Below are 19,193 nucleotides of genomic sequence, written 5' to 3' on the forward strand. Positions count from 1 at the left end.
GGGTCAGGATTTGACTGCACCGGCGATGCCCTCGATGAAGTACCGCTGCAGCACGACGAACAGCACGACGACCGGCAGCAGCGAGATCGTCGCCGCGGCGGCCATGCCCGACCAGTCGGTGGCGTTCTCACCGACGAACGCCAGCATGCCGACGCTGACAGTGCGCAGGTCGGGCCGCGAGAACGTGAAGACCAGCGGCAGGAAGAACGCGTTCCAGGTGGACAGGAAGGTCAGCACGGTGACCGTGGCGGTCACCGGCTTGGCCAGTGGGAGCATGACGCGGAAGAAGATGGTGGCGAAGCCGGCGCCGTCGATGAGCGCGGCCTCGGTCAGCTCCTTGGGGATGCCGCGGAAGTAGCCGAAATAGAGCAGGATGGCCGCCACGTTCGCGGCGCCCGACATCGCCAGGATGATGCCGGTCAGCGAGTTGAGCAGGCCGAGCTTCTGGGACAGGTCGACCAGCGGGATGATGGTGTAGCCGGCCGGGACGAACAGCGTGGCCACCAGGACGCCCATGATGAGCTTGCGGCCGCGGAACTCGTGGCGCGCGAGGACGTACCCGGTCATGGCGCACCTGACCACCACGACCACCACCGTGCACACGGTGATGATCACGGTGTTGAGCAGGTATTTGCCGAACTCCGCCTCGACCCACGCGCGCTCGTAGTTGGCCCACTCCGGTGCGTCGGGCAGCAGGTCGAGCCCCTTGGTGAACACCTCGGCCGACGTCTTGAACGACGCCGAGACCATCCACAGGAACGGGTAGATCCAGATCAGGCAGCCGATGGCGAGTGCGGCGGCGGCCAGCCACCAGGGCAGCCGGCGCAGGACCGTGGCCGCGTTCACGCCATCCCCCTGGTCCGGCGGGTGGCGCGCATCGCGAGCAGTTGCACCATGCCGACGAGGCACACGAACAGGCCGAACAGCACGGCGGCCGCGGACGCGTACCCGAGCCGGGGGACCGTCGCGGCGAAGGCCCACCGGTAGATGTACACCTCGATCACCTCGGTCGAGTAGAACGGGCCGCCGTTGGTCATGGTCAGGACGAGGTCGAAGACCTGCAGCGACGCCTCGACCGAGAGCAGGGTGATGATCACCAGGAAGGGCTTGAGCAGCGGCATGGTGATGTGGCGGAGCGTGGCCAGGGCGCCGGCGCCGTCGAGCCGGGCCGCCTCGTACACCTCGTTCGGCACGGTCTGCAGCGCGGCCAGCCAGTAGACCAGCGTGATGCCGAACCACTTCCAGACGTACACGCCGATCGTCGTGCCGAGCGCCGTCGAGGACTGCCCGAGGAAGTCGACGCCGTCCGGCGCCAGCCCGGCCTCGCGCAACGCCAGGTTGACCGGGCCGCTGGCCGGGTCGAACACGAACTGCATCACCACGCCGACGATCGCCGTCGTGGTGACCACCGGCAGGAACAGGGCGGTCCTGAACAACTTGCGCAGCGGCATGCGCGGCGAGTTGAGCACGATCGCGATCAGCAGCGTGGCCAGCACCTGGATCGGCACCGCGACGAGCATGAACGTCAGCGTCAGCCGGAACGAGCTCCAGAACATCGGGTCGGCCAGGACCTCCTGGTAGTTGGCCAGGCCGATGAACGAAGGGCTCGCGTCGAACCCGTTCCAGTCGGTGAGCGAGTACACGTAGCTGCCGACGATGGGGTAGACCGTGAACGCGCCGTACAGGAGCACGGTCGGGGTCAGGAACAGCCAGACGTACAGGGTGGTGCGGTCGCGGCGCCGGCGCGCCGCAGGGGGGAGTGCGACCGTCATCCGCGCACGCCCGTGGTGCTCTCGTCGACCATCAGCCGCCACGGCGCCTCGAGCTGCACCGGGGGGCTGTCGTCGCCCTCGACGCGCTCCAGCAGGCGCCGCACGGCCAGTTCGGCGATCTTCTCCTTGTCGGGCACGATGGTGGTCAGCGGCGGGGTGGCGAACCGGCCCTCCTCGATGCCGTCGAACCCGGCCACGGCGATGTCCTGCGGCACCCGCAGGCCTCGCGCCAGGATCGCCCGCATCGCGCCGAGCGCCAGCAGGTCGTTGTAGCAGAACACCGCGTCCGGCGGTTCCGGCAGGTCGAGCAGCCGCTCCATCGCGAGCCGGCCGTCCTGCCGCTGGTAGCGCAGCACCGGCACGGTGAGCTCGGCACGCAGGGGCAGCCCCGCCTCCTCCAGCGCCTGCCGGTATCCGGCCGACCGGTGCGCCGCGGTGTTGCCCACCGGCCGGTCCACCAGGCCGATGGCGGCGATCCGCGTCCGGCCCAGGGAGGTCAGGTGGGCGGTGGCGCTTCTGGCGGCGGCGGTGTCGTCGATGGCGACGTGGTCCACGCCCTCCACCTGCACCTCGCCCAGCGTCACCGCCGGGCACTCGCCCGCCCAGTCACGCAGCTCGTCGGGGGTCAGGCCGAGCGGGCTGAAGATGAACCCGTCGAAGAGAGCCGAGCGGTCCCGCCGCATGACGATCTGCCGCTCCCGTTCGGCCACCCCCTCGGTGCGGTCGATCAGCACCGTGTAGCCGCGCTCCTCCGCCTGGTCCACCACGTGGGCGGCCAGCTCGGTGAAGTACGGCACGTCCAGCGGCAGCACGAGGGCCAGCAGGTCGGAGCGTCCCCGGTTGAGGCTGCGCGCCGCGACGTTCGGCCGGTAGCCGAGCTCGTCCAGGGCCCGCTGGACCTGGGCGCGGGTCTCCTCGGACACGTACGCGAAGTTGTTGACGACGTTGGACACGGTCCGCACGGAGACTCCCGCCAGCCGCGCCACGTCGCGCTGGGTGACCACAGCCGCTCACATCCTCCAGTCGGCAGCATTGTTCAAGGAGAAGTCTTGCCGCGCGGCATGCCGCGTGGCAAGAATGAATTTGCCACGCGGCAACATTTCTTTACGACACGTTCACGCGCCGCGCGGTGAAAGGCAGGACCGATGACCGCGATGACTCGGCGAGGGTTCCTCGCCGCGGCGGGTGCCCTGACGGCCGTGGCCGCGACCAGTGCGTGCGGCGGGAGTGGCGGGGCTGGGAGTGGCGGCGGTGGCAACTCGCTGACCTGGTGGGATCACCAGAACCAGCTTCAGCAGGCGAAGAAGGAGATCTTCGCCCAGTTCGCCAAGAGCCCCGGCGGCGCCCCCGTCCAGTACACGTACTACAACCCCGCGAAGCTGGGCCAGGCGCTCCAACTGGCCAAACAGAGCAATCAGCTCCCCGACCTGCGCAGCAACGCCGGGCTCACGCTGCCCGCCGCGGCGCTCGTCGCCGCCGGATGGTCGCAGCCGCTGGAGCTCAGCGCCGAGGCGAAGGCCCGGGTCCAGGACTCGCTCATCGAGGGCCTGCACACGTTCGACGGCAAGATCTACGCCTTCCCCATCTTCAGCCACCAGACCTACTCGGCGGTGACGTGGTTCAACAAGGAGCTGGTCGCGCGTGCCGGGCTGGATCCGGAGGCGCCACCGAAGACGTACGACGAGTTCCGGGCCGCGGCGCGCGCGGTGCAGGGCAAGGGCGGCGGCCAGACCTACGGCTGGGTGTGGAACATCGGCATGCCGATACGGCTGGCCGAGCAGGTCAACGACCTGGCGCAGGCGGCCGGGTTCGCCGGGGCCGCCGGCGTCCGCTACGGCAACGGCGAGTTCGCCTTCCACTCCGACGAGTACCTCAACGTGATCGAGTTCCTGGTCTCGCTGAGCCGGGACAAGGTGCTGGTGCCCGGGGCGAACTCCTGGCTGGACGACGTGGCCCGGGCCCGGTGGACCGCCGGGATCGCCGCGTACTACTTCGACGGCCCGTGGTGCCCCGGCGTGGCGCTGAAGGCGACGCCCGGCTTCGCGGACAAGCTCGGCGTGGGACCGATCCTGACGCCGGAGGCCGGCGCCGAAGTGGCCACCTACCATGTGCCGCAGCCCGGGGACTACTGGTTGTCCTCGACGAGCAAGAACGCCGCGCTGGCGAGCAAGCTGCTGAGCGAGCACTTCACCACGGAGGAGTACTCACGCCGGGTCGCCGACACCATGTCGCAGCCGCCGCGCGACATCTCCGTCGTCGACCAGTCCCAGGCGCACCCCGCCTACAAGAAGCTGATCGGCTGGTTCAAGGAGAGCGTCTTCCTGGCCCCTGAGCCGATCGCCGGCAACAAGGACCTCCAGCAGGTGCAGATCGCCACCAAACCGGTCACCCCCACCCTCGGGGACATCGTCCAGGGCGCGCTCACCGGCGACGTCACCGACGTGCGCGCGGCGCTGACCAAGCTGTCCAGCGACAGCGCCGCCATGCGCGACGCGGCGATCGCCGCGGCCAAGGCCAAGGGCGCGCAGGTCAGCCTGGACGACTACGCCTTCCCCAACTGGAAGCCGCGGACGGACTACACCAAACCGATGTACGCCGAGCGCTGACGGAGCACCGTGAACCGACCCAACATCGTGCTGATCATGACCGATCAGCAGCGGGCCGACTGGACGGCCGAGAGCGGCTTCCCCCTGGACACCATGCCCTTCCTCGACGGGCTGATGGGCGGAGGGACGCGGTTCCGGCGGGCGTACACCACCTCGCCGCTGTGCGTGCCCGCCCGGATCAGCCTGCTCACCGGGCGCTACCCGTCCGCGCACCGCGTCCGCCAGAACAGCGCCGCCCGGCACGTGCTGCGCGGGGCCGACCTGGTGGACGTGCTCCGCGACGCCGGCTACGCGCTGCACCTGGCGGGCAAGACGCACTTTTACCGCGAGCAGGCCGACTTCGACACGTTCGCGGCGCCGTACTGGCATGATCGCGGCCCGGACGGCGCGGCGACGCCCGAGCAGGCCCGTTTCGAGCGGTGGCTGGCCGAGCTGGACCACTCGGTCGGGCACGAGCCCACGCCGTTCCCGGTGGAGTGCCAGTTCCCCTACCGGATCGTGGACGGCGCGATCGACGCCATCGAACGCACCCCCGCTGACCGGCCGTTCTTCACCTGGTTGTCGTTTCCCGAACCGCACAACCCGTACCAGGTGCCGGAGCCGTACTTCAGCCTGTTCGACCCCGGTGAGATGCCGGAACGGCTCACGGGCCCCGAAGGCGCCGCGCGCAAGGGCGGCACGTACGCCTGGCTGCGCGAGCTGATCGAGGAGAAACGGCCCGGCTACGACGCCGAGTGGCGGCGCTACCGCGCCAACTACTGCGGCATGCTGCGGCTCATCGACGACCAGCTCCGCCGGTTCTTCACCCACCTGCGTGAGACCGGGCGCGACACGGACACGCTGGTGTTCTTCGTCGCCGACCACGGCGACTACGCCGGCGACTACGGCCTGCAGCGCAAGGGCGCCGGCATGGCGGAGTGCCTGATGCGCATCCCGTTCGCCGTGGCCGGGCCGGGGGTGCGGCCGCTGGCCAACGACACCGACTTCGTCTCGCTCGCCGATCTGCTACCGACGATCTGCGACGCCCTCGACACGGAGATCCCGCCCGGCGTCCAGGGCCGCAGCCTGTGGCCCCTGCTCACCGGCGCTCAGTACCCGGCCGAGGAGTTCGCCACCGGGTACGGCGAGCGCGGGTTCGGAGGGCTGTCCTACGGCGTCGACGAGCGCCCTCCGCTGCACTTCCCGTACGAGGGCCGCACCTTCGACGAGCTCAACACCGTCACCCAGGCCGGCACGACGGTGATGCTCCGGCGCGCCCAATGGAAGCTGCTCCTGGACGAGCGCGGCACCGGCGAGCTCTACGACCTGGAGGCAGACCCGGCGGAGCTGGACAACCGGTATGACGATCCGGCGCTCGCCGAGATCCGTGCCGCCCTCACGACCGACCTCGCCCGCTGGATGATCCGCGTCCGGGACGACCTGCCGGAGGCGGCATACACCCTTAAACGCGCACCACACAACTGGCACGCCCCGGGAGGGAGGTAGCCCCGGGACGCGCAGGCTCTTCCGGGTTACCGGCCGATGGGGTGCCAGACTGTCTTGATCTCCAGGAAGGGCCTGATCCGGGAAAGCCCGGGATCGGGGTCGTCCCAGTCGTCTCCGGCGGGCCGCAGGACCCTCTTGAGGGTGGTCGCCGCCAGCGCCTCAAGCTCGCCCGCGAGAGTCCCCGAGCCGGCCAGGTCCAGGGCGTTCACGTCGGCGTGGCCGGCCAGCGGCGGGGCGAGCTCGGCCAGGCGGCCGGTCAGGATGTTCGCGACGCCGGCCGGCAGGTCCGAGGTGGCCAGCGCTTCGGCCAGCGTGACGGCGGGCAGCGGGGCGCGTTCGCTCGCCACCAGCACCGCCGTGTTGCCGGAGGTGATCACGGGCGCGAGCACGGAGACCAGCCCGAGCAGCGAGGAACCGGCGGGTGCGAGGACGCCCACGACGCCCGTCGGGTCCGGCTCTGAGAGGTTGAAGTACGGGCCGGACACCGGGTTGGCTCCGCCCAGCACCTGGCCGATCTTGTCGGCCCATCCGGCGTAGTAGACCCAGCGGTCGACGGCCGCAGAGACCAGCGCCCGCGCCCTGTCCTCGCTGACCCCTTCCGCCGCGGCCACCTCCTCGGCGAACTGGGCCCGCCGTCCTTCCATCATCTCGGCGATCCGGTAGAGGATCTGGCCGCGGTTGTAGGCGGTGCGGCCCGACCAGCCGGGGAACGCCTTGCGAGCCGCCACCACGGCGTCGCGCACGTCTTTACGCGAGGCCAGGGCGGCGTTGGCGAGCTGGTCTCCGGCCGGGGACGTCACGGGATAGGACCTGCCTGATTCCGAGCGCGGGAACGCGCCGCCGATGTAGAGCTTGTACGTCCTGCGCACGGCCACCCGTGACGGAACGCGCGAGGGGATGTCAGCCAAGGTATGCCTCCAGCCCGTGCCGACCGCCCTCGCGGCCGTAACCGGACTCCTTGTTGCCGCCGAAGGGGCTGGCGGGATCGAACACGTTGAAGGTGTTGGACCACACCACACCGGCGCGCAGCCGGCTCGCGGTCCAGAGCATCAGGGAGCCCTTCTCCGTCCACACCCCGGCGGACAGCCCGTACGGCGTGTTGTTGGCCTTGCTCACGGCCTCCTCCGGGGTGCGGAAGGTGAGAACCGACAGCACGGGGCCGAAGATCTCCTCGCGGGCGATCCGGTGCGCCTGCGTGACCCCGGTGAACACGGTGGGCGGGAACCAGTATCCGCGTTCCGGCAGCGGGCACGACGGCGACCAGCCCGTGGCGCCCTCCGACTCGCCGGCGGCGGCGAGTTCGCGGATCCTGGCGAGCTGCGCGGCGGAGTTGACGGCTCCGATGTCGGTGTTCTTGTCCAGCGGGTCGCCGAGGCGCAGCCGTTCGATGCGGGCCCGCAGCCTGGCCAGCAGCTCGTCCGCGATCGATTCCTGGACCAGCAGCCGCGAGCCCGCGCAGCACACGTGCCCCTGGTTGAAGAAGATCCCCGTGACGATCCCCTCGACGGCCTGGTCGATCGCCGCGTCGTCGTAGACGATGTTGGCGCCCTTGCCGCCCAGCTCCAGGGTGAGCCGCTTGCGCGTGCCGGCGACGGCGCGGGCGATCTGCCTGCCCACCTCGGTGGAGCCGGTGAAGGCCACCTTGTCGGCGTCCGGGTGCGCGACCACGGCCTGGCCGGTGGCGCCGGCTCCGGTCACGATGTTCACCACGCCCGGCGGCAGCCCCGCCTCCTGGCAGATCTCGGCGAAGGCCAGGGCGGTCAGCGGGGTGGTCTCGGCGGGCTTGAGCACGACCGTGTTCCCGGTGGCCAGCGCGGGCGCGACCTTCCACGCGAGCATCAGCAGGGGGAAGTTCCACGGGATGACCTGCGCGGCCACGCCCAGCGGCCTGGCGCTGCCGTGCCCGGCGTGCGCCAGCTTGTCGGCCCAGCCGGCGTAGTAGAAGAAGTGGGCCGCGACCAGCGGCAGGTCGACGTCCCTGGTCTCCTTGATCGGTTTGCCGTTGTCGAGTGACTCGAGCACGGCGAGCTCGCGGGCGCGTTCCTGGATGATGCGCGCGATTCTGAACAGGTATTTGCCGCGTTCGGCGCCCGGCAGGGGTGACCACACCCGCTCGAAGGCCCGCCGCGCGGCGGCGAAGGCGCGCGCCACGTCGGCGTCGCCGGCGGCGGCGACCTCGGCCAGCGGCTCCTCGTCCGCCGGGTTGACCGTGACGATGCGCTCGTCGCTCTCGGCCTCGACGAACTCGCCGTCGATGAACAGGTCGTACGACGGCCGGATGGACACGAGGGATCGTGCCTCCGGCGCGGGCGCGTACTCGAAGATCTCCACGCCTCTCCCTAGTCGATGGTGTAGTAGTCGGGCCCGCCGTAGTGGCCGGTGGCGAGCTTGGTGCGCTGCATGAGCAGGTCGTTCAGCAGCGTCGAGGCGCCCAGCCGGAACCACGCCGGATCCAGCCAGTCGTCCCCGGCGATCTCCTTGACCAGCACCAGATAGCGGATCGCGTCCTTGGTGGTGCGGATGCCGCCGGCCGGTTTCACCCCCGCCTGGCGTCCGGTGGCGGCCCGGTAGTCCCGGACGGCCTCCAGCATGACCAGGGTGACCGGCAAGGTGGCGGCCGGCGCGACCTTGCCGGTGGAGGTCTTGATGAAGTCGGCCCCGGCGTGCAGCGCGAGCCAGGACGCCCGGCGCACGTTGTCGTAGGTGACCAGCTCGCCGGTCTCCAGGATGACCTTCAGATGAGCCGGGCCGCACCGCTCCTTGACGGCCGTGATCTCGTCGAACACCTTGCGGTAGTCGCCTGCCAGGAACGCTCCACGGTCGATGACCATGTCGATCTCGGTCGCGCCCGCGGCCACCGCCGCGGCCGTGTCGGCCAGCTTCACCTCCAGCGACGTGCGCCCGGAGGGGAAGCCGGTGGCGACCGAGGCGAGCCCGACGCGGCTGCCCGCCAGGGCCTGGGCGGCCACGGCGACCAGGTCGGGGTACACGCAGACCGCGGCGACCGGGGGAGCGGTGGGGTCGGCAGGGTCGGGCCGCATGGCCTTGGCCGCCAGCGCGCGTACCTTGCCCGGCGTGTCCGCCCCCTCGAGGGTGGTCAGGTCGACCATGCCGATGGCCAGGTCGATCGCGTGCCGCTTGGCCGTGGTCTTGACGGATCGGGTGGACAGGTCGGCCGCGCGCCGGCCGACGCCGACCTCGTCGACGCCGGGCAGTCCGTGGAGATAGGCCCGCAACGAGCCGGGGATGGTGTCAGGCACGAGCGCCACGCCTCTCGATCAGCATGTTGAGGATGAGGGCGACCAGCAGGATGAGGCCAGTCACCACCATCTGGAAGAAGGAGCCCAGGCCGAGCAGGTTGCACAGGTTGCGCAGCACCGACAGCAGCAGCACCGCCACGAATGTGCCGAACACGCCGCCCCGGCCGCCGAACAGGTTGGTGCCGCCGAGCACCACTGCTGCGATCGCGTCCAGTTCCAGCCCGTTGAAGGCGGTGGGCTGGCCCACGGTCAGGCGGGAGGTGAGCAGCACCCCGGCCAGCGCCGCCAGCGCGCCGGACACGGCGAACACGGTGGTGATCACGCCGCGGACGGGCAGGCCGGACAGGCGCGCGGCCTCCTTGTTGCTGCCGACCGCGTAGACGTACTCGCCGAACGTGGTGCCGCGCAGCACCACGGCGGCGAGAATCGTGATCACCACGAAGATGATCCCGGCGATCGGCACGTAGCCGATGAACCCGCCGCCGAGCAGCTGGAACGCCTCCGAGCCGCCGGCTTCCGCGGGCTTGCCGTCGGTCAGCAGGTAGGTGAGCCCGCGGATGGCGGTGAGCCCGGCCAGCGTGGTCATGAACGCCGGCAGCGACAGGTAGGCCGACAGACCGCCCATGACGGCGCCGAACGCCGCGCCGGCCGTCACGGTGAGCAGGATCGCCGGCAGGACCGGCACGCCCGCGGCCATGAGCAGGGCGACGGTCATCCCGCCGAAGGCCGCCACGCTGCCGACCGACAGGTCGATGCCCGCCGTCAGCACCACCATGGTCATGCCGATGGCGACGATTCCGGTCAGTGACGACTGCTGCAGCAGGTTGGCGATGTTGCGGCCGGTCAGGAACTGCGGGGCCAGCAGCGACGCCACCACGCACAAGGCGAGGAAGACCAGCAGCAGGTTGGACTTGACGATCAGGTCGGCGCCGCGGCGCGAGCGGGCGCCACCTTCCTGGCCGGCGGTCAGGCCCGCCGTGGATCCGATGGATGCGGTCATGGTGCGGCTCCTGTGATGACGGTGTGCGCGATGACGCTCTCCGGACTGACCCGGGGGTCGAAACACGCGACGTTGCGGCCCTCGTACAGGACCTGGATGCGGTCGGCGTTGGCGGTCAGCTCGTTGAGCTCGCTGCTGGCGAGCAGCACGGCCACGCCCTGGTCGGCGAGGTGGCGCACCTGCCGGTAGAGGTCGGCCTTGGCGCCGACGTCCAGGCCGCGCGTGGGCTCGTCCAGCAGCAGGACCTTGATCCCGCCGCGGGTGATCCACTTGGCCAGCACCACCTTCTGCTGGTTGCCGCCGGACAGTTGCCCCACGAGCTGGCCGGCTCCGGCGGCCTTGACGCCCAGGCCGGCGAGCGCGGGCCGGGAGAGACGCCGCCCGAGCCGGCCGGGCAGCAACCACGGCGGCCGGCCGAGCGCGCCGATCGCGGCGTTGCGGCTCACGGACAGCCCGAGCATCAGGCCCTGCTCCTTCCTGCTCTCCGGTACCAGCGCCAGGCCCGCGCGCACGGCGGCGGCCGGGCTGCCGGCCTTGAGCGGGCGGCCGTCCAGCCGGGCCGTGACCTGCGCGTTGAGGTCGCCGAACAGGGCGCGCAGCAGCGTGGTGCGTCCCGCGCCGCCCAGCCCGGCGAGCCCGACGACCTCGCCGGGCCGCACCTCGATGCCGCGTACGTCGAGCAGCCCGGGCACGTGCACCCGCTCGACGCCGAGCAGCGGCTCGCCCTCGGGCGCGGCCCGGTCGGTGGTCCCCACGAGCTCGCCGGCCTCGCCGATCATCGCGGCCACGATCTCGTCAGGGCCGGTCGAGGCCAGGTCGTAGACGCCGGCCGTGCGGCCGTCGCGCAACACGGTGGCGCGGTCGCCGATCTCCATCACCTCGTCCATGCGGTGCGAGATGAAGATCACCGAGCGTCCTTCCGCGGTGAGGGACCGGATGACCTCGAACACCGCGAGCAGCTCGCTCTCGCCGAGCGTGGCCGACGGCTCGTCCATGACGATGACGCGCGCGTCGGCCGTCAGCGCCTTGGCGATGGCGGTGAGCTGCTGGGCGGCGATCGGCAGGTCCCTGACCCGGGTGGTGACCGGGAAGGAGGCGCCGACCCGGTCCAGCGCCTCGCGGGCGAGCTTCGCGCGCCGTGCCCGGCGCACGAACGGTCCCAGCCGGGGTGCCCGGCCCAGCAGCAGGTTCTGCGCGACGGTGAGGTCGGGCAGCAGGTCCAGCTCCTGGTAGATGACGGCGATGCCGGCCGTCAGGCCCGCGTGCGGGGTGGCGGGCCTGAAAGGCTGCCCGTCCAGCAGGATCGTGCCCTCGTCGGGCTGGTAGGACCCGGCCAGGATCTTCATGAGGGTGCTCTTGCCGGCTCCGTTCTCGCCCAGCAGGCAGTGCACCTCGCCGGGGCGCACGCTCAGCTCCACGCCGTCCAGGGCGACGGTGCCGGGAAAGCGCTTGACGATGCCGGTCATGCGCAGGCGTTCGGTCATGGCTCCTCCAGCAGGTGGATGGCGTTCTGGTCGTCGGTGATCAGCACGTCGCAGAGCCCGTTCGTCACGACGGCACGGCACACCGCCCGCTTGGCCTCGCCGCTGACCAGCGCGACCGAGGTGGTGGCCGAGCGCAGGGCGTCCAGGGAGAGGCCGAGCGTGCGGCCGTCGAGGTCCGGGTCGACGATCCGGCCCCGCGCGTCGATGAAGCGGCCCAGCACGTCGCCGACCGCGCCGGCCCGGGAGAGCCTGTCGAGGTCGTCGGCGTCGATCTGGCCGGAATCGACCAGCACCGAGTCGCTGCCCATGCCGCCGGGGCTGAACAGGAACAGGTCCGCCCTGGCGGCCAGCGCGAGCACGTCGGAGACGGCCCGGTCGCTCTCCAGCACCGCCCGGGTGCTCTGCTGCTCCACGATCGCGGGCGCGGTCAGCAACGTCGCGGTGCCGCCGCCGTGGTGGGCGATCATGCTCGCCATGCTGTGCGCACTGGTCGGCTGCCGCGACCGGCTGAGCGCGCCGTTGATCTGCACCACGTTGACGCCGGTGGCCCAGCCGGGGGCGAGCCCTCCGGCCAGCCGGTCGAGCGTCCGCCCCCAGGAGACCCCGATCAGCCGGGGCACGGGCCGGATCTCCGTCAGGTGGTCGGCTCCGGCCGCGGCCACCCGGTCGCGCACCTGCTCGGCGTCGCGGTCGCCGCCGCTCGCCACCACGATGGCGTCCCGCAGCCCGAACCGCTCCTTCAGCGAGCGCTCCAGGGTGCGCACCCGGGAACGCGGATGCAGCACCTCGATCCGGACGATGCCGACCTCGCGCGCCTCGGCCAGCATCCGCCCCACCTTCCAGCGGGTCAGGTGCAGCGCGTGCGCGATCTGCTCCTGCGTCTCACCGCTTTCGTAGTAGCGCACGGCCACCTGGTACAACTGGTCGTCGTCGGTCATGCGCCGCGGCTCCGTCCTGGCTGGCTCAGCCGGTGGGAGATCTCTGTGGTGGCCCGCGTGGCCGCGCGGTAGTCGGCGTAACCGGCCTGGTACGCCGCCACGTGCTCGGCGACCGGCTCGACTGTGCGCACCCGGGGCGCGTACTGCGCCGCGGCCTCCGCCAGCGAGGCGTGCCATCCGGAGCCGGCCGCGGCGAGCACCGAGCAGGCGCGCAGCGTGAGATTGTCACCGGCCACCAGGTGGACCGGCCGCCCGAGCACGTCCGCGGTCGTCTGGAGCCACAGCTCGTTGTGCCGGATGCCGCCGGACAGGAAGACCTCGTCCACGGCGATCCCGCCGTCGGTGAAGGAGTCGATGACCTGGCGGGTGCCGTACGCGACGCCCTCCACGGCGGCCCGGTAGACCTGCTCGGGAGAGCTGGCCAGGGTCAGCCCGAGCACCGCGCCCCGCAGGCGCGGATCGCGTAGCGGCGTGCGATTGCCCATGAAGTAGTCCAGGACGATCAGCCCGTGCTCGACCGGCGGCAGCGCCGCCGCGGCCTTGATGAGGCCGCCGAGCTCGCTCCGCGGCCGCCCGATGAGCCGTTCGCCCGCCCAGGCCAGCACGGACCCCGCGCTCACCTGGCCGCCCTCCACGAGCCAGCGCCCCGTGTGCAGCGCGTCCGGGTACGGCCCCCAGACTGTCGGGGGGAAGACCGGTTCGTCGATCTCCGTGACGAACGCGTTGGACGTGCCGCAGACGATCGACACCCGCCCTTCCGGGGCGCCGCCGATGGCCAGCAGCGACAGGTGCGCGTCGATGCCGCCCGAGACGACGACGGCGGGACCGGTGACGCCGAGCTCCTCGCGGGCCCGCGCGTCCAGCGGCCCGACCGGGTCGCCGACGGGCACGACCTCGTCCGGCAGCTTGCCGGCCAGGTCGCCGATGCCGAGCGAGGCGTACAGGTCGTGCGGGGAGCCCGCGCCGCGCGGGTCGTAGTTGCTCTTGCAGACCGCGTTCATCCGCGAGGCCGCCCATCGCCCGGTGAGCCGCCACACCATGTAGTCCACCGCCTCGGCGATGCGCGCGGCGGCCCGGTAGGTCTCGGGCTCGTGGCGGGCCAGCCACATGGCCTTGGGCACCAGCCACTCGACCGCGTCGCTGCCGCCGGCGTAGCGCAGGACCGGGTGGCCGGTCGCGGCGGTCAGGGCCGACTCCTCGCTCGCGCGGCCGTCCATCCACAGCAGGGCCGGCCGCAGCGGACGGCCCTGCCCGTCCAGGACGGCCACCGTCGAGGCCGTGGTCGCCACCGCGACCCCGGCGACGGACGGGTGGCCCGCCTCGGCGAGCGCCTCGCGGGCGGCGTGGACGCTCGCCCGCCACCAGTCGTCCGGATCCTGCTCGGCCCACCCGGGACGGGGGAAACTCGTCGGGTACGCGGCGTGGCCCGCCCCCATCGGCGCACCCTCGACGCTGTAGACCGCGGCCCGTGCGCCTTCGGTTCCCAGATCGAGAGCGAGGAAAGCCGTCACTGTCACTCCTCGTTCGGCAGGAAGAGGACCTTGGAGCTGAAGATCGAGCGGTCGCCGAGGCCGGCCATGGTCTCGGGCAGCGCGTCCAGCCCCAGCTCATGCGTGATCATGAACTTCCACGCGAGGCCGCCCGAGGCCAGCGCCTTGGCGGCCACCCGCCACTCCTCCCCGGGGAAGGGCGCGGAGAAGGAGTTCCAGGCGCCATGCAGGGTGACCTCGCGGCGAAGGAAGGAGCTGAAGGTGGCCTTCGGCAGCACCACGGGGTCGTGCGGGATGCCGATGAACACCGCCTCGCCGTGCCGGGCCGCCAGGGCCACGGCCTGGTCGACCGTGGCGGGCACCCCCGCGGACTCGATGACCACGTCGTAGCCGTCGCCGGCCAGCTCGGCCGCCGCCTGCGCGCTGGTCGCGGTGTGCGTGGCGCCGGCTTCGGTGGCCATGGCGGCCTTCTGCTCATTGAGCTCGATGACCAGCACTTCGGACGCTCCGGCGATCCTGGCCCACTGCACGGCGAACAGCCCGATCGGGCCGGCGCCCACCACGGCCACCCGCCGGCCGCCGCGCATCCGGGTGCGCCACAGGGCGTGCAGCGCGATCGCGGCCGGGTCGAGCATGGCCGCGGCCCGCGGGTCGAGGTCGGGGGGCAGCACCATGAGGTTCTCGTCCGGCACGGTGACGTACTGCGCGTACGCGCCGTCCCTGCGGCTGCCGAAGTAGCCGTAGTCCTTGCACAGGCTGAAGTTGCCCTGGCTGCAGGGGGCGCAGGCGTGACAGGGGATGAGCGGGGGCACGGTGACCAGGTCGCCCTCGCGCACCCGGCCGGTGGCGGCCAGGCGGTCGCCGAGGCGCACCACGTGCCCCGAGAACTCATGGCCGCAGATGATCGGGAAATGGTAGGCCCCCGCGCGCAGCATGCGTGGAATGTCAGAGCCGCACACCCCACAGGCCGCGACACGGACGAGCGCCTCGCCGGGGCCTGGTTCGGGCACGGGCACCTGCTCGACCCTGATGTCGCCGGGGGCGTGGAGTACCGCGGCCCGCATGGTTTCCGACATTCTTTCGCCTTTCTCCTTACGTGCTGACTGGCGCGTGCTCACTGGGCGGCTGCCTCACTGGGCGGCTGCGGCGAATTCGCCGGCCCCGGCGTACTGGGCCGCGTTGTCCGTGTCGATCAGCGCGGTGCCGGCGTCGATGGACGGCTCGACCTTCTCGCCCTTGCGAACCTTGAGCACTGTCTCCACGGCCTTCGCGCCGAGTGAGATGGGATCGTTGAGCGCGGTGGCCACGTACTGGCCGGACGGGATCTGCTTGACCGCCTCCATGAGCCCGTCGACTCCGGCGACCAGGACCTTGTTCTTGCCGTTCTCCTTGAGCACCTGCAACGCGCCGAGCGCCATGTCGTCGTTGTGCGCGTAGACGGCGGCCACGTCGGGGTGGACCTGGAGCAGGTCCTGCATCGCGGTGACGGCCTTGGAGCGCACGTAGTCCGAGTACGGGCCCTCGATGATCTTGATCTTGGGGTTGGCCGCCACGGCCGCGTGGAAACCCGCGCTGCGGTCGCGGGCCACGGCGCCGCCGGCGTCGCCGCGGATCTCGATGACCTTGCCGCCCTTGGCGCCGAGCTGTTCGCTGAGCCGCTTGCCGACGAGCGCGCCCATCGCCTTGTTGTCACGCCCGACGTGGGCGACCGCGCCCTCGGGCACCGGCCGGTCCACGGTCACGACCGAGACGCCCGCCGCCTTGGCCGCGGCGATGCCCGGCTGGACGCCCTGCGGATCCACGGGGTTGATGAGCAGGACGTCGACCTGGCGGGTGATGAGGTCCTGGATGTCGTTGTTCTGCTTGGTGACGTCGCCGCCGGCGTCGGCGAAGTACAGCTTGGCGCCGGCCTCCTTGGCGGCCGCCTCCGCTCCTTCGCGGAGCTGGACGTAGAAGGGGGACTGCTGGGTCGCCTGGCTGAAGCCGATGGCGACGGCGCCGTCCGCCGGCTTGCCCGTGCCCTCGCCGGATCCGCCGGGGGTGCTGGACACCGAGCATGCGGACAAGGCGGTGACCAGGAGGAGGGCGGGGATAGAGAGCGACCGGAATGCACTCATTTGGGCCTCCGTATGTGACGTAGATAACGCACCGTAAGTCGCCTATTAACCTCGCTGCAACACTTGAGCCAGATTTTGCTCATATGAGCAGAATGCGAGTGTGAGAGCCACACCTGTGGGGCGACGGCGGACTGTTTGCCCTGGCCAGCGCGCCGGCCCCGCCGGAGGGCGTCCGTAGCCCGCCCGAGCCAGTGGAGGTGTCAGGCGACGGCCGGAGCTGCGGCGATGGTGACCGCCAACCCGCCACCAGCCGGACGGTGCATCCCGGCACGGTTGAGCGAGTTCGCCTGCGTGCGATCGACGGGGTGCAGCCAAGGTGCCACAGCCACAGCCGGGCTCGCGGCCGGTCCCGAGGCTGTTGGCGAACAGGCCGCGCTCACCGCAGGTGGCTTGGCCTTGCTCGGGAACGTGATGCCATTCCTAGCGGGTCCAGTCCGTACGGCTTCCTCGTCGTCCTGGATTCCGAGCCCAGGATGGATCAGTGGTCTGGTGGGTCAGAGATTCCGATGACGTGCAGCGGCCCGCCGGACAACGCGCAGGGTCTTCAACGGGCGGGGCGAAGACGGCGGCGGTAGGCGGCGGCCGGCGGGGCGAAGACGGCCAGAAACCGCACGCCGGAGGCCGGCGTCCGAGTCAGCCGGACAGGACGGCGGCCAGGTCGGCCGCCGGGCCCGGCGGCAGGGCGCCGTGCAGCAGCTCGACGCGGTGGACCAGCCGGGGCGCGGCCAGCGGCACCCCTGCCGGCACGGCCCCCCACAGGGAAGAGACGGAGAGGGCTGAGGCCGGCAGGAGGGTCAGGCCGTGGTCGGCGGCGACCAGGTTGAGGACGGTGTGCACGTTGTCCCCCTGATAGTCCAGCCCCACCGGGAACCCGTCGCCCACCAGGTCGCGCAGCCGGGCCAGCGGGCACAGCGGGGTCTGCAGCCAGCGCGCGTCCACCAGGTCGGCCAGCCCCAGCGCCGCCCGCCCGGCCAGGGGGTGACCGGCGGGCAGGGCCACGACCAGTTCCTCCTCGCTCACCCTGACGGCCGTCATCGGCCCGGCGTCCAGCAGGCGCAGCGGGTCGGACGGGGCGGCCAGCCCGTCGGCCAGGCCCAGGTCGGCCCGCCCTTCGGCGACCATCGCGACGGCCTGGTCGCGCCCGCAGGTGTGCAGGCTCACCTCCAGGCGCGGATTGCCGGCACGCGCCCGCGCCAGCCGGGCGGCCACGATGGGGTTGACGGCCAGCGGGGTGGCGGCCAGCCGCAGCCGGTGCCCGGGCCGGGCGGCGGCGCGCAGCACGTCGGCGCGGGCCGCGCGCAGGCGCAGCAGCAGCGGCCCGGCGTGCTCCAGCAGCCGCCGGCCGGCCTCGGTGGGCTCGACCGGGCGGCGCAGCAGCAGCGGCAGGCCGAGGTCGGCCTCCAGCGCGGCGATCTGCTGGGAGACGGCCGACTGGGTGTAGCCGAGCTCGGCGGCGGCCGCGGAGAACGAGCCGTGCCGGGCGACGGTCACGAACGTGGTCAGCAAATGAGGATCCATCAGTGTTGCTTATAGCAGGTCCACAAATCATCGTTGGCGCTTAACCAGGGGCGGCGGTCAGGATGAGGGCATGAAAATCGCCCTCGTGGGGGATCGGTCCCCCAGTGTTCGTTCGCATGCCCGGATCCCGGTGGTCGTCGAGGCGCTGCGGGAGCGGGACGGCATCGCGCTCGACCCGTACTGGATCGCCACCACCGACGTGTCCGGCCTGGAGGGCTTCGACGGCATCTGGATCGTGCCTGGCAGCCCGTACCGGGACGAGGAGGGCGCCGTGGAGGCGGCGCGTGTCGCCCGGGAGCATCGGATCCCGCTCCTGGGCACGTGCGCGGGGTTCCAGCACATGCTGCTGGAGTTCGCGCGGCACGTGTGCGGGCTGGACGTGGCGCACGCCGAGAACGAGCCGGACGCGCGCGAGTTCCTGCTGACACCGCTGGCGTGCTCGCTGGCCGGGCACGAGGGGCGGGTGCGGATCTCGCCCGGGACGCTGATGGAGCAGATCATGGGCGAGCCCGTGACGGTGGAGTCCTACGTCTGCTCCTACGGGCTCAACGAGAGCTACACCCGGACACTGGCCGGGCACGGGCTGGTGTTCTCCGGGTACGCCGACGACGGGGCCGTGCGGGCGGCCGAGCTGCCCGGTCACCCGTTCTTCGTGGGCACGCTGTTCCAGCCGGAGCTGTCGGGGGACGGGCGGCGCGCGCACCCGGTGATCGCCGCCTTCGCCGCCGCGGTGGCCCGCCAGGCGGTTCGCACCTGACCTGCGCGGGTCCGGCCGCTTCGCTCAGGTTTCCGGGACCAGCAGGCCGGACAGCTTGCGCAGCGAGTGGCGCAGGAGGGCGAGGCTGACAGGGCGGACGAGCGGCCACAGCGCCCGGCCCAGCGGCCCGAACGGCAGTCGCAGCCGCTCGGCCCAGATCACGCGGCTGCCGCCGTCCTGGGGCCGGATCCGGATGGCGCCGTGGCCGCGGACGAACCGGCCGGTGTGGGTGACCAGCACCAGGGTCGGGGGCTGCCAGGTCGTGATCGTCATGGTGTCCAGGAATCCGAACGGCCGCACTCCGGTGTAGGCCTCGACCGCGTGCTCGCCGACCCGGCGGGCCTCGGTCATGAACATCCACTCCCGGTGCCGCGGCCAGTCGGTGATCAGCGCGAACACCTGCTCCGGCGGCGCCGGCACGTGCACGGCGGCGCCCGCGTAGACGTACGTCATCCCGGACCTCCGGCGGCCGGCTCCACGGCACAGGCGCGGTCGAGGGCGCGGCGGCGGGCGAAGGCCTGCCCGCCGAGGTCGCTCGCCAGCGCGGCGGCCTCCGGCAGCGTACGGCGCAGGCGGGAGACCAGCGACTGCCGCGCGTCGCCGGGGTCGGCGGGCGGCTCCTCGGGCCACAGGTCGGCGGCCAGCGCCTCGACGGTGACGGCCCGCCCGGCCGCCAGCGCCAGGCGCACCAGCAGCCGGCGCAGCCGGGCGCCCCCGACCGCGGCGGACTCGACCTCCAGCGGCCCCAGGATCGCCACACGCACAC

Annotated in this window: 18 protein-coding genes; 3 read left to right on the forward strand and 15 right to left on the reverse strand. The window is 72.0% G+C overall.

The features are described 5' to 3' along the window. Positions 1–3: 3 nt before the first annotated feature. From H4W80_RS06270 to H4W80_RS06280, 3 genes are read right to left on the reverse strand one after another with little or no spacing between them, the layout of a single operon-like run. On the reverse strand, positions 4–846 hold the full coding sequence (locus H4W80_RS06270; RefSeq protein WP_318786721.1) for a carbohydrate ABC transporter permease: 843 nt from the start codon (positions 844–846) through the stop codon (positions 4–6). Next, positions 843–1,772, reverse strand: coding sequence for a carbohydrate ABC transporter permease (locus H4W80_RS06275; RefSeq protein ID WP_192784195.1), 930 nt, complete (start codon positions 1,770–1,772; stop codon positions 843–845). Before H4W80_RS06275 ends, H4W80_RS06270 begins: the two co-directional genes overlap by 4 nt. Then, the gene (locus H4W80_RS06280; RefSeq protein ID WP_192784196.1) at positions 1,769–2,776 is read right to left on the reverse strand and encodes a LacI family DNA-binding transcriptional regulator; all 1,008 of its coding nucleotides are present in this window, start codon (positions 2,774–2,776) and stop codon (positions 1,769–1,771) included. Before H4W80_RS06280 ends, H4W80_RS06275 begins: the two co-directional genes overlap by 4 nt. A gap of 141 nt (positions 2,777–2,917) precedes the next feature. Between H4W80_RS06280 and H4W80_RS06285 the strand changes: the two genes are divergently transcribed. Together H4W80_RS06285 and H4W80_RS06290 are read left to right on the forward strand one after the other, a co-directional pair. Next, positions 2,918–4,378 carry an ABC transporter substrate-binding protein gene (locus tag H4W80_RS06285; protein WP_192784197.1) on the forward strand — a complete coding sequence of 487 codons (1,461 nt, stop codon included), beginning with the start codon at positions 2,918–2,920 and terminating at the stop codon, positions 4,376–4,378. Positions 4,379–4,387: 9 nt separating this feature from the next. Beyond that, complete coding sequence (locus H4W80_RS06290; protein WP_318786722.1) at positions 4,388–5,863, forward strand: sulfatase-like hydrolase/transferase; 1,476 nt, start codon at positions 4,388–4,390, stop codon at positions 5,861–5,863. Between the two features lie 26 nt (positions 5,864–5,889). On the opposite strand, the gene H4W80_RS06295 is transcribed toward H4W80_RS06290, so the two are convergent. From H4W80_RS06295 to H4W80_RS06340, 10 genes are all read right to left on the reverse strand, one after another. Continuing rightward, a complete protein-coding gene (locus tag H4W80_RS06295) occupies positions 5,890–6,771 on the reverse strand; it encodes an aldehyde dehydrogenase family protein (protein ID WP_225963280.1) in 882 nt (293 codons plus the stop codon). Further along, on the reverse strand, positions 6,764–8,188 hold the full coding sequence (locus tag H4W80_RS06300) for an aldehyde dehydrogenase family protein (protein ID WP_318787607.1): 1,425 nt from the start codon (positions 8,186–8,188) through the stop codon (positions 6,764–6,766). Before H4W80_RS06300 ends, H4W80_RS06295 begins: the two co-directional genes overlap by 8 nt. A 14-nt stretch (positions 8,189–8,202) precedes the next feature. After that, on the reverse strand, positions 8,203–9,123 hold the full coding sequence (gene deoC / locus H4W80_RS06305; protein WP_318786723.1) for a deoxyribose-phosphate aldolase: 921 nt from the start codon (positions 9,121–9,123) through the stop codon (positions 8,203–8,205). Continuing rightward, positions 9,116–10,123 (reverse strand): ABC transporter permease, encoded by a 1,008-nt coding sequence (locus tag H4W80_RS06310; protein ID WP_192784201.1) that lies wholly within the window; start codon positions 10,121–10,123, stop codon positions 9,116–9,118. The genes deoC and H4W80_RS06310 overlap by 8 nt, the downstream gene beginning before the upstream one ends. Beyond that, positions 10,120–11,607, reverse strand: coding sequence for a sugar ABC transporter ATP-binding protein (locus H4W80_RS06315; protein WP_192784202.1), 1,488 nt, complete (start codon positions 11,605–11,607; stop codon positions 10,120–10,122). The genes H4W80_RS06310 and H4W80_RS06315 overlap by 4 nt, the downstream gene beginning before the upstream one ends. After that, entirely contained in the window at positions 11,604–12,545 is a 942-nt protein-coding gene (locus tag H4W80_RS06320; protein ID WP_192784203.1) for a sugar-binding transcriptional regulator, read from the reverse strand. The genes H4W80_RS06315 and H4W80_RS06320 overlap by 4 nt, the downstream gene beginning before the upstream one ends. Continuing rightward, positions 12,542–14,056 carry an FGGY-family carbohydrate kinase gene (locus tag H4W80_RS63390; RefSeq protein ID WP_192784204.1) on the reverse strand — a complete coding sequence of 505 codons (1,515 nt, stop codon included), beginning with the start codon at positions 14,054–14,056 and terminating at the stop codon, positions 12,542–12,544. Before H4W80_RS63390 ends, H4W80_RS06320 begins: the two co-directional genes overlap by 4 nt. Positions 14,057–14,058: 2 nt before the next feature. Further along, positions 14,059–15,111 (reverse strand): galactitol-1-phosphate 5-dehydrogenase, encoded by a 1,053-nt coding sequence (locus H4W80_RS06330; protein ID WP_225963281.1) that lies wholly within the window; start codon positions 15,109–15,111, stop codon positions 14,059–14,061. A gap of 54 nt (positions 15,112–15,165) precedes the next feature. Beyond that, a complete protein-coding gene (locus tag H4W80_RS06335; RefSeq protein ID WP_192784205.1) occupies positions 15,166–16,152 on the reverse strand; it encodes a substrate-binding domain-containing protein in 987 nt (328 codons plus the stop codon). A gap of 633 nt (positions 16,153–16,785) precedes the next feature. Continuing rightward, positions 16,786–17,670 (reverse strand): LysR family transcriptional regulator, encoded by an 885-nt coding sequence (locus H4W80_RS06340; RefSeq protein ID WP_192784206.1) that lies wholly within the window; start codon positions 17,668–17,670, stop codon positions 16,786–16,788. Positions 17,671–17,740: 70 nt separating this feature from the next. Between H4W80_RS06340 and H4W80_RS06345 the strand changes: the two genes are divergently transcribed. After that, positions 17,741–18,427: a CTP synthase C-terminal region-related (seleno)protein gene (locus tag H4W80_RS06345; RefSeq protein ID WP_192784207.1), complete on the forward strand. Its 687-nt coding sequence runs from the start codon at positions 17,741–17,743 to the stop codon at positions 18,425–18,427. A gap of 24 nt (positions 18,428–18,451) precedes the next feature. On the opposite strand, the gene H4W80_RS06350 is transcribed toward H4W80_RS06345, so the two are convergent. Together H4W80_RS06350 and H4W80_RS06355 are read right to left on the reverse strand one after the other, a co-directional pair. Beyond that, a complete protein-coding gene (locus H4W80_RS06350) occupies positions 18,452–18,880 on the reverse strand; it encodes an SRPBCC family protein (protein WP_192784208.1) in 429 nt (142 codons plus the stop codon). Then, on the reverse strand, positions 18,877–19,191 hold the full coding sequence (locus H4W80_RS06355) for an AfsR/SARP family transcriptional regulator (RefSeq protein WP_192784209.1): 315 nt from the start codon (positions 19,189–19,191) through the stop codon (positions 18,877–18,879). The genes H4W80_RS06350 and H4W80_RS06355 overlap by 4 nt, the downstream gene beginning before the upstream one ends. Between the last annotated feature and the right edge of the window lie 2 nt (positions 19,192–19,193).

The sequence above is a fragment of the Nonomuraea angiospora genome (genome assembly GCF_014873145.1).
In the GTDB taxonomy this organism is placed as follows: domain Bacteria; phylum Actinomycetota; class Actinomycetes; order Streptosporangiales; family Streptosporangiaceae; genus Nonomuraea; species Nonomuraea angiospora.

What these genes read in the sequence shown, in the direction of transcription:
- H4W80_RS06275 (WP_192784195.1), bottom strand. Translation starts at nt 1,772, where the DNA reads ATGACGGTCGCACTCCCCCCTGCGGCGCGCCGGCGCCGCGACCGCACC.
- H4W80_RS06285 (WP_192784197.1), top strand. Translation starts at nt 2,918, where the DNA reads ATGACCGCGATGACTCGGCGAGGGTTCCTCGCCGCGGCGGGTGCCCTG.
- H4W80_RS06310 (WP_192784201.1), bottom strand. Translation starts at nt 10,123, where the DNA reads ATGACCGCATCCATCGGATCCACGGCGGGCCTGACCGCCGGCCAGGAA.
- H4W80_RS06315 (WP_192784202.1), bottom strand. Translation starts at nt 11,607, where the DNA reads ATGACCGAACGCCTGCGCATGACCGGCATCGTCAAGCGCTTTCCCGGC.
- H4W80_RS06320 (WP_192784203.1), bottom strand. Translation starts at nt 12,545, where the DNA reads ATGACCGACGACGACCAGTTGTACCAGGTGGCCGTGCGCTACTACGAA.
- H4W80_RS06330 (WP_225963281.1), bottom strand. Translation starts at nt 15,111, where the DNA reads ATGTCGGAAACCATGCGGGCCGCGGTACTCCACGCCCCCGGCGACATC.
- H4W80_RS06335 (WP_192784205.1), bottom strand. Translation starts at nt 16,152, where the DNA reads ATGAGTGCATTCCGGTCGCTCTCTATCCCCGCCCTCCTCCTGGTCACC.
- H4W80_RS06340 (WP_192784206.1), bottom strand. Translation starts at nt 17,670, where the DNA reads ATGGATCCTCATTTGCTGACCACGTTCGTGACCGTCGCCCGGCACGGC.
- H4W80_RS06345 (WP_192784207.1), top strand. Translation starts at nt 17,741, where the DNA reads ATGAAAATCGCCCTCGTGGGGGATCGGTCCCCCAGTGTTCGTTCGCAT.
- H4W80_RS06350 (WP_192784208.1), bottom strand. Translation starts at nt 18,880, where the DNA reads ATGACGTACGTCTACGCGGGCGCCGCCGTGCACGTGCCGGCGCCGCCG.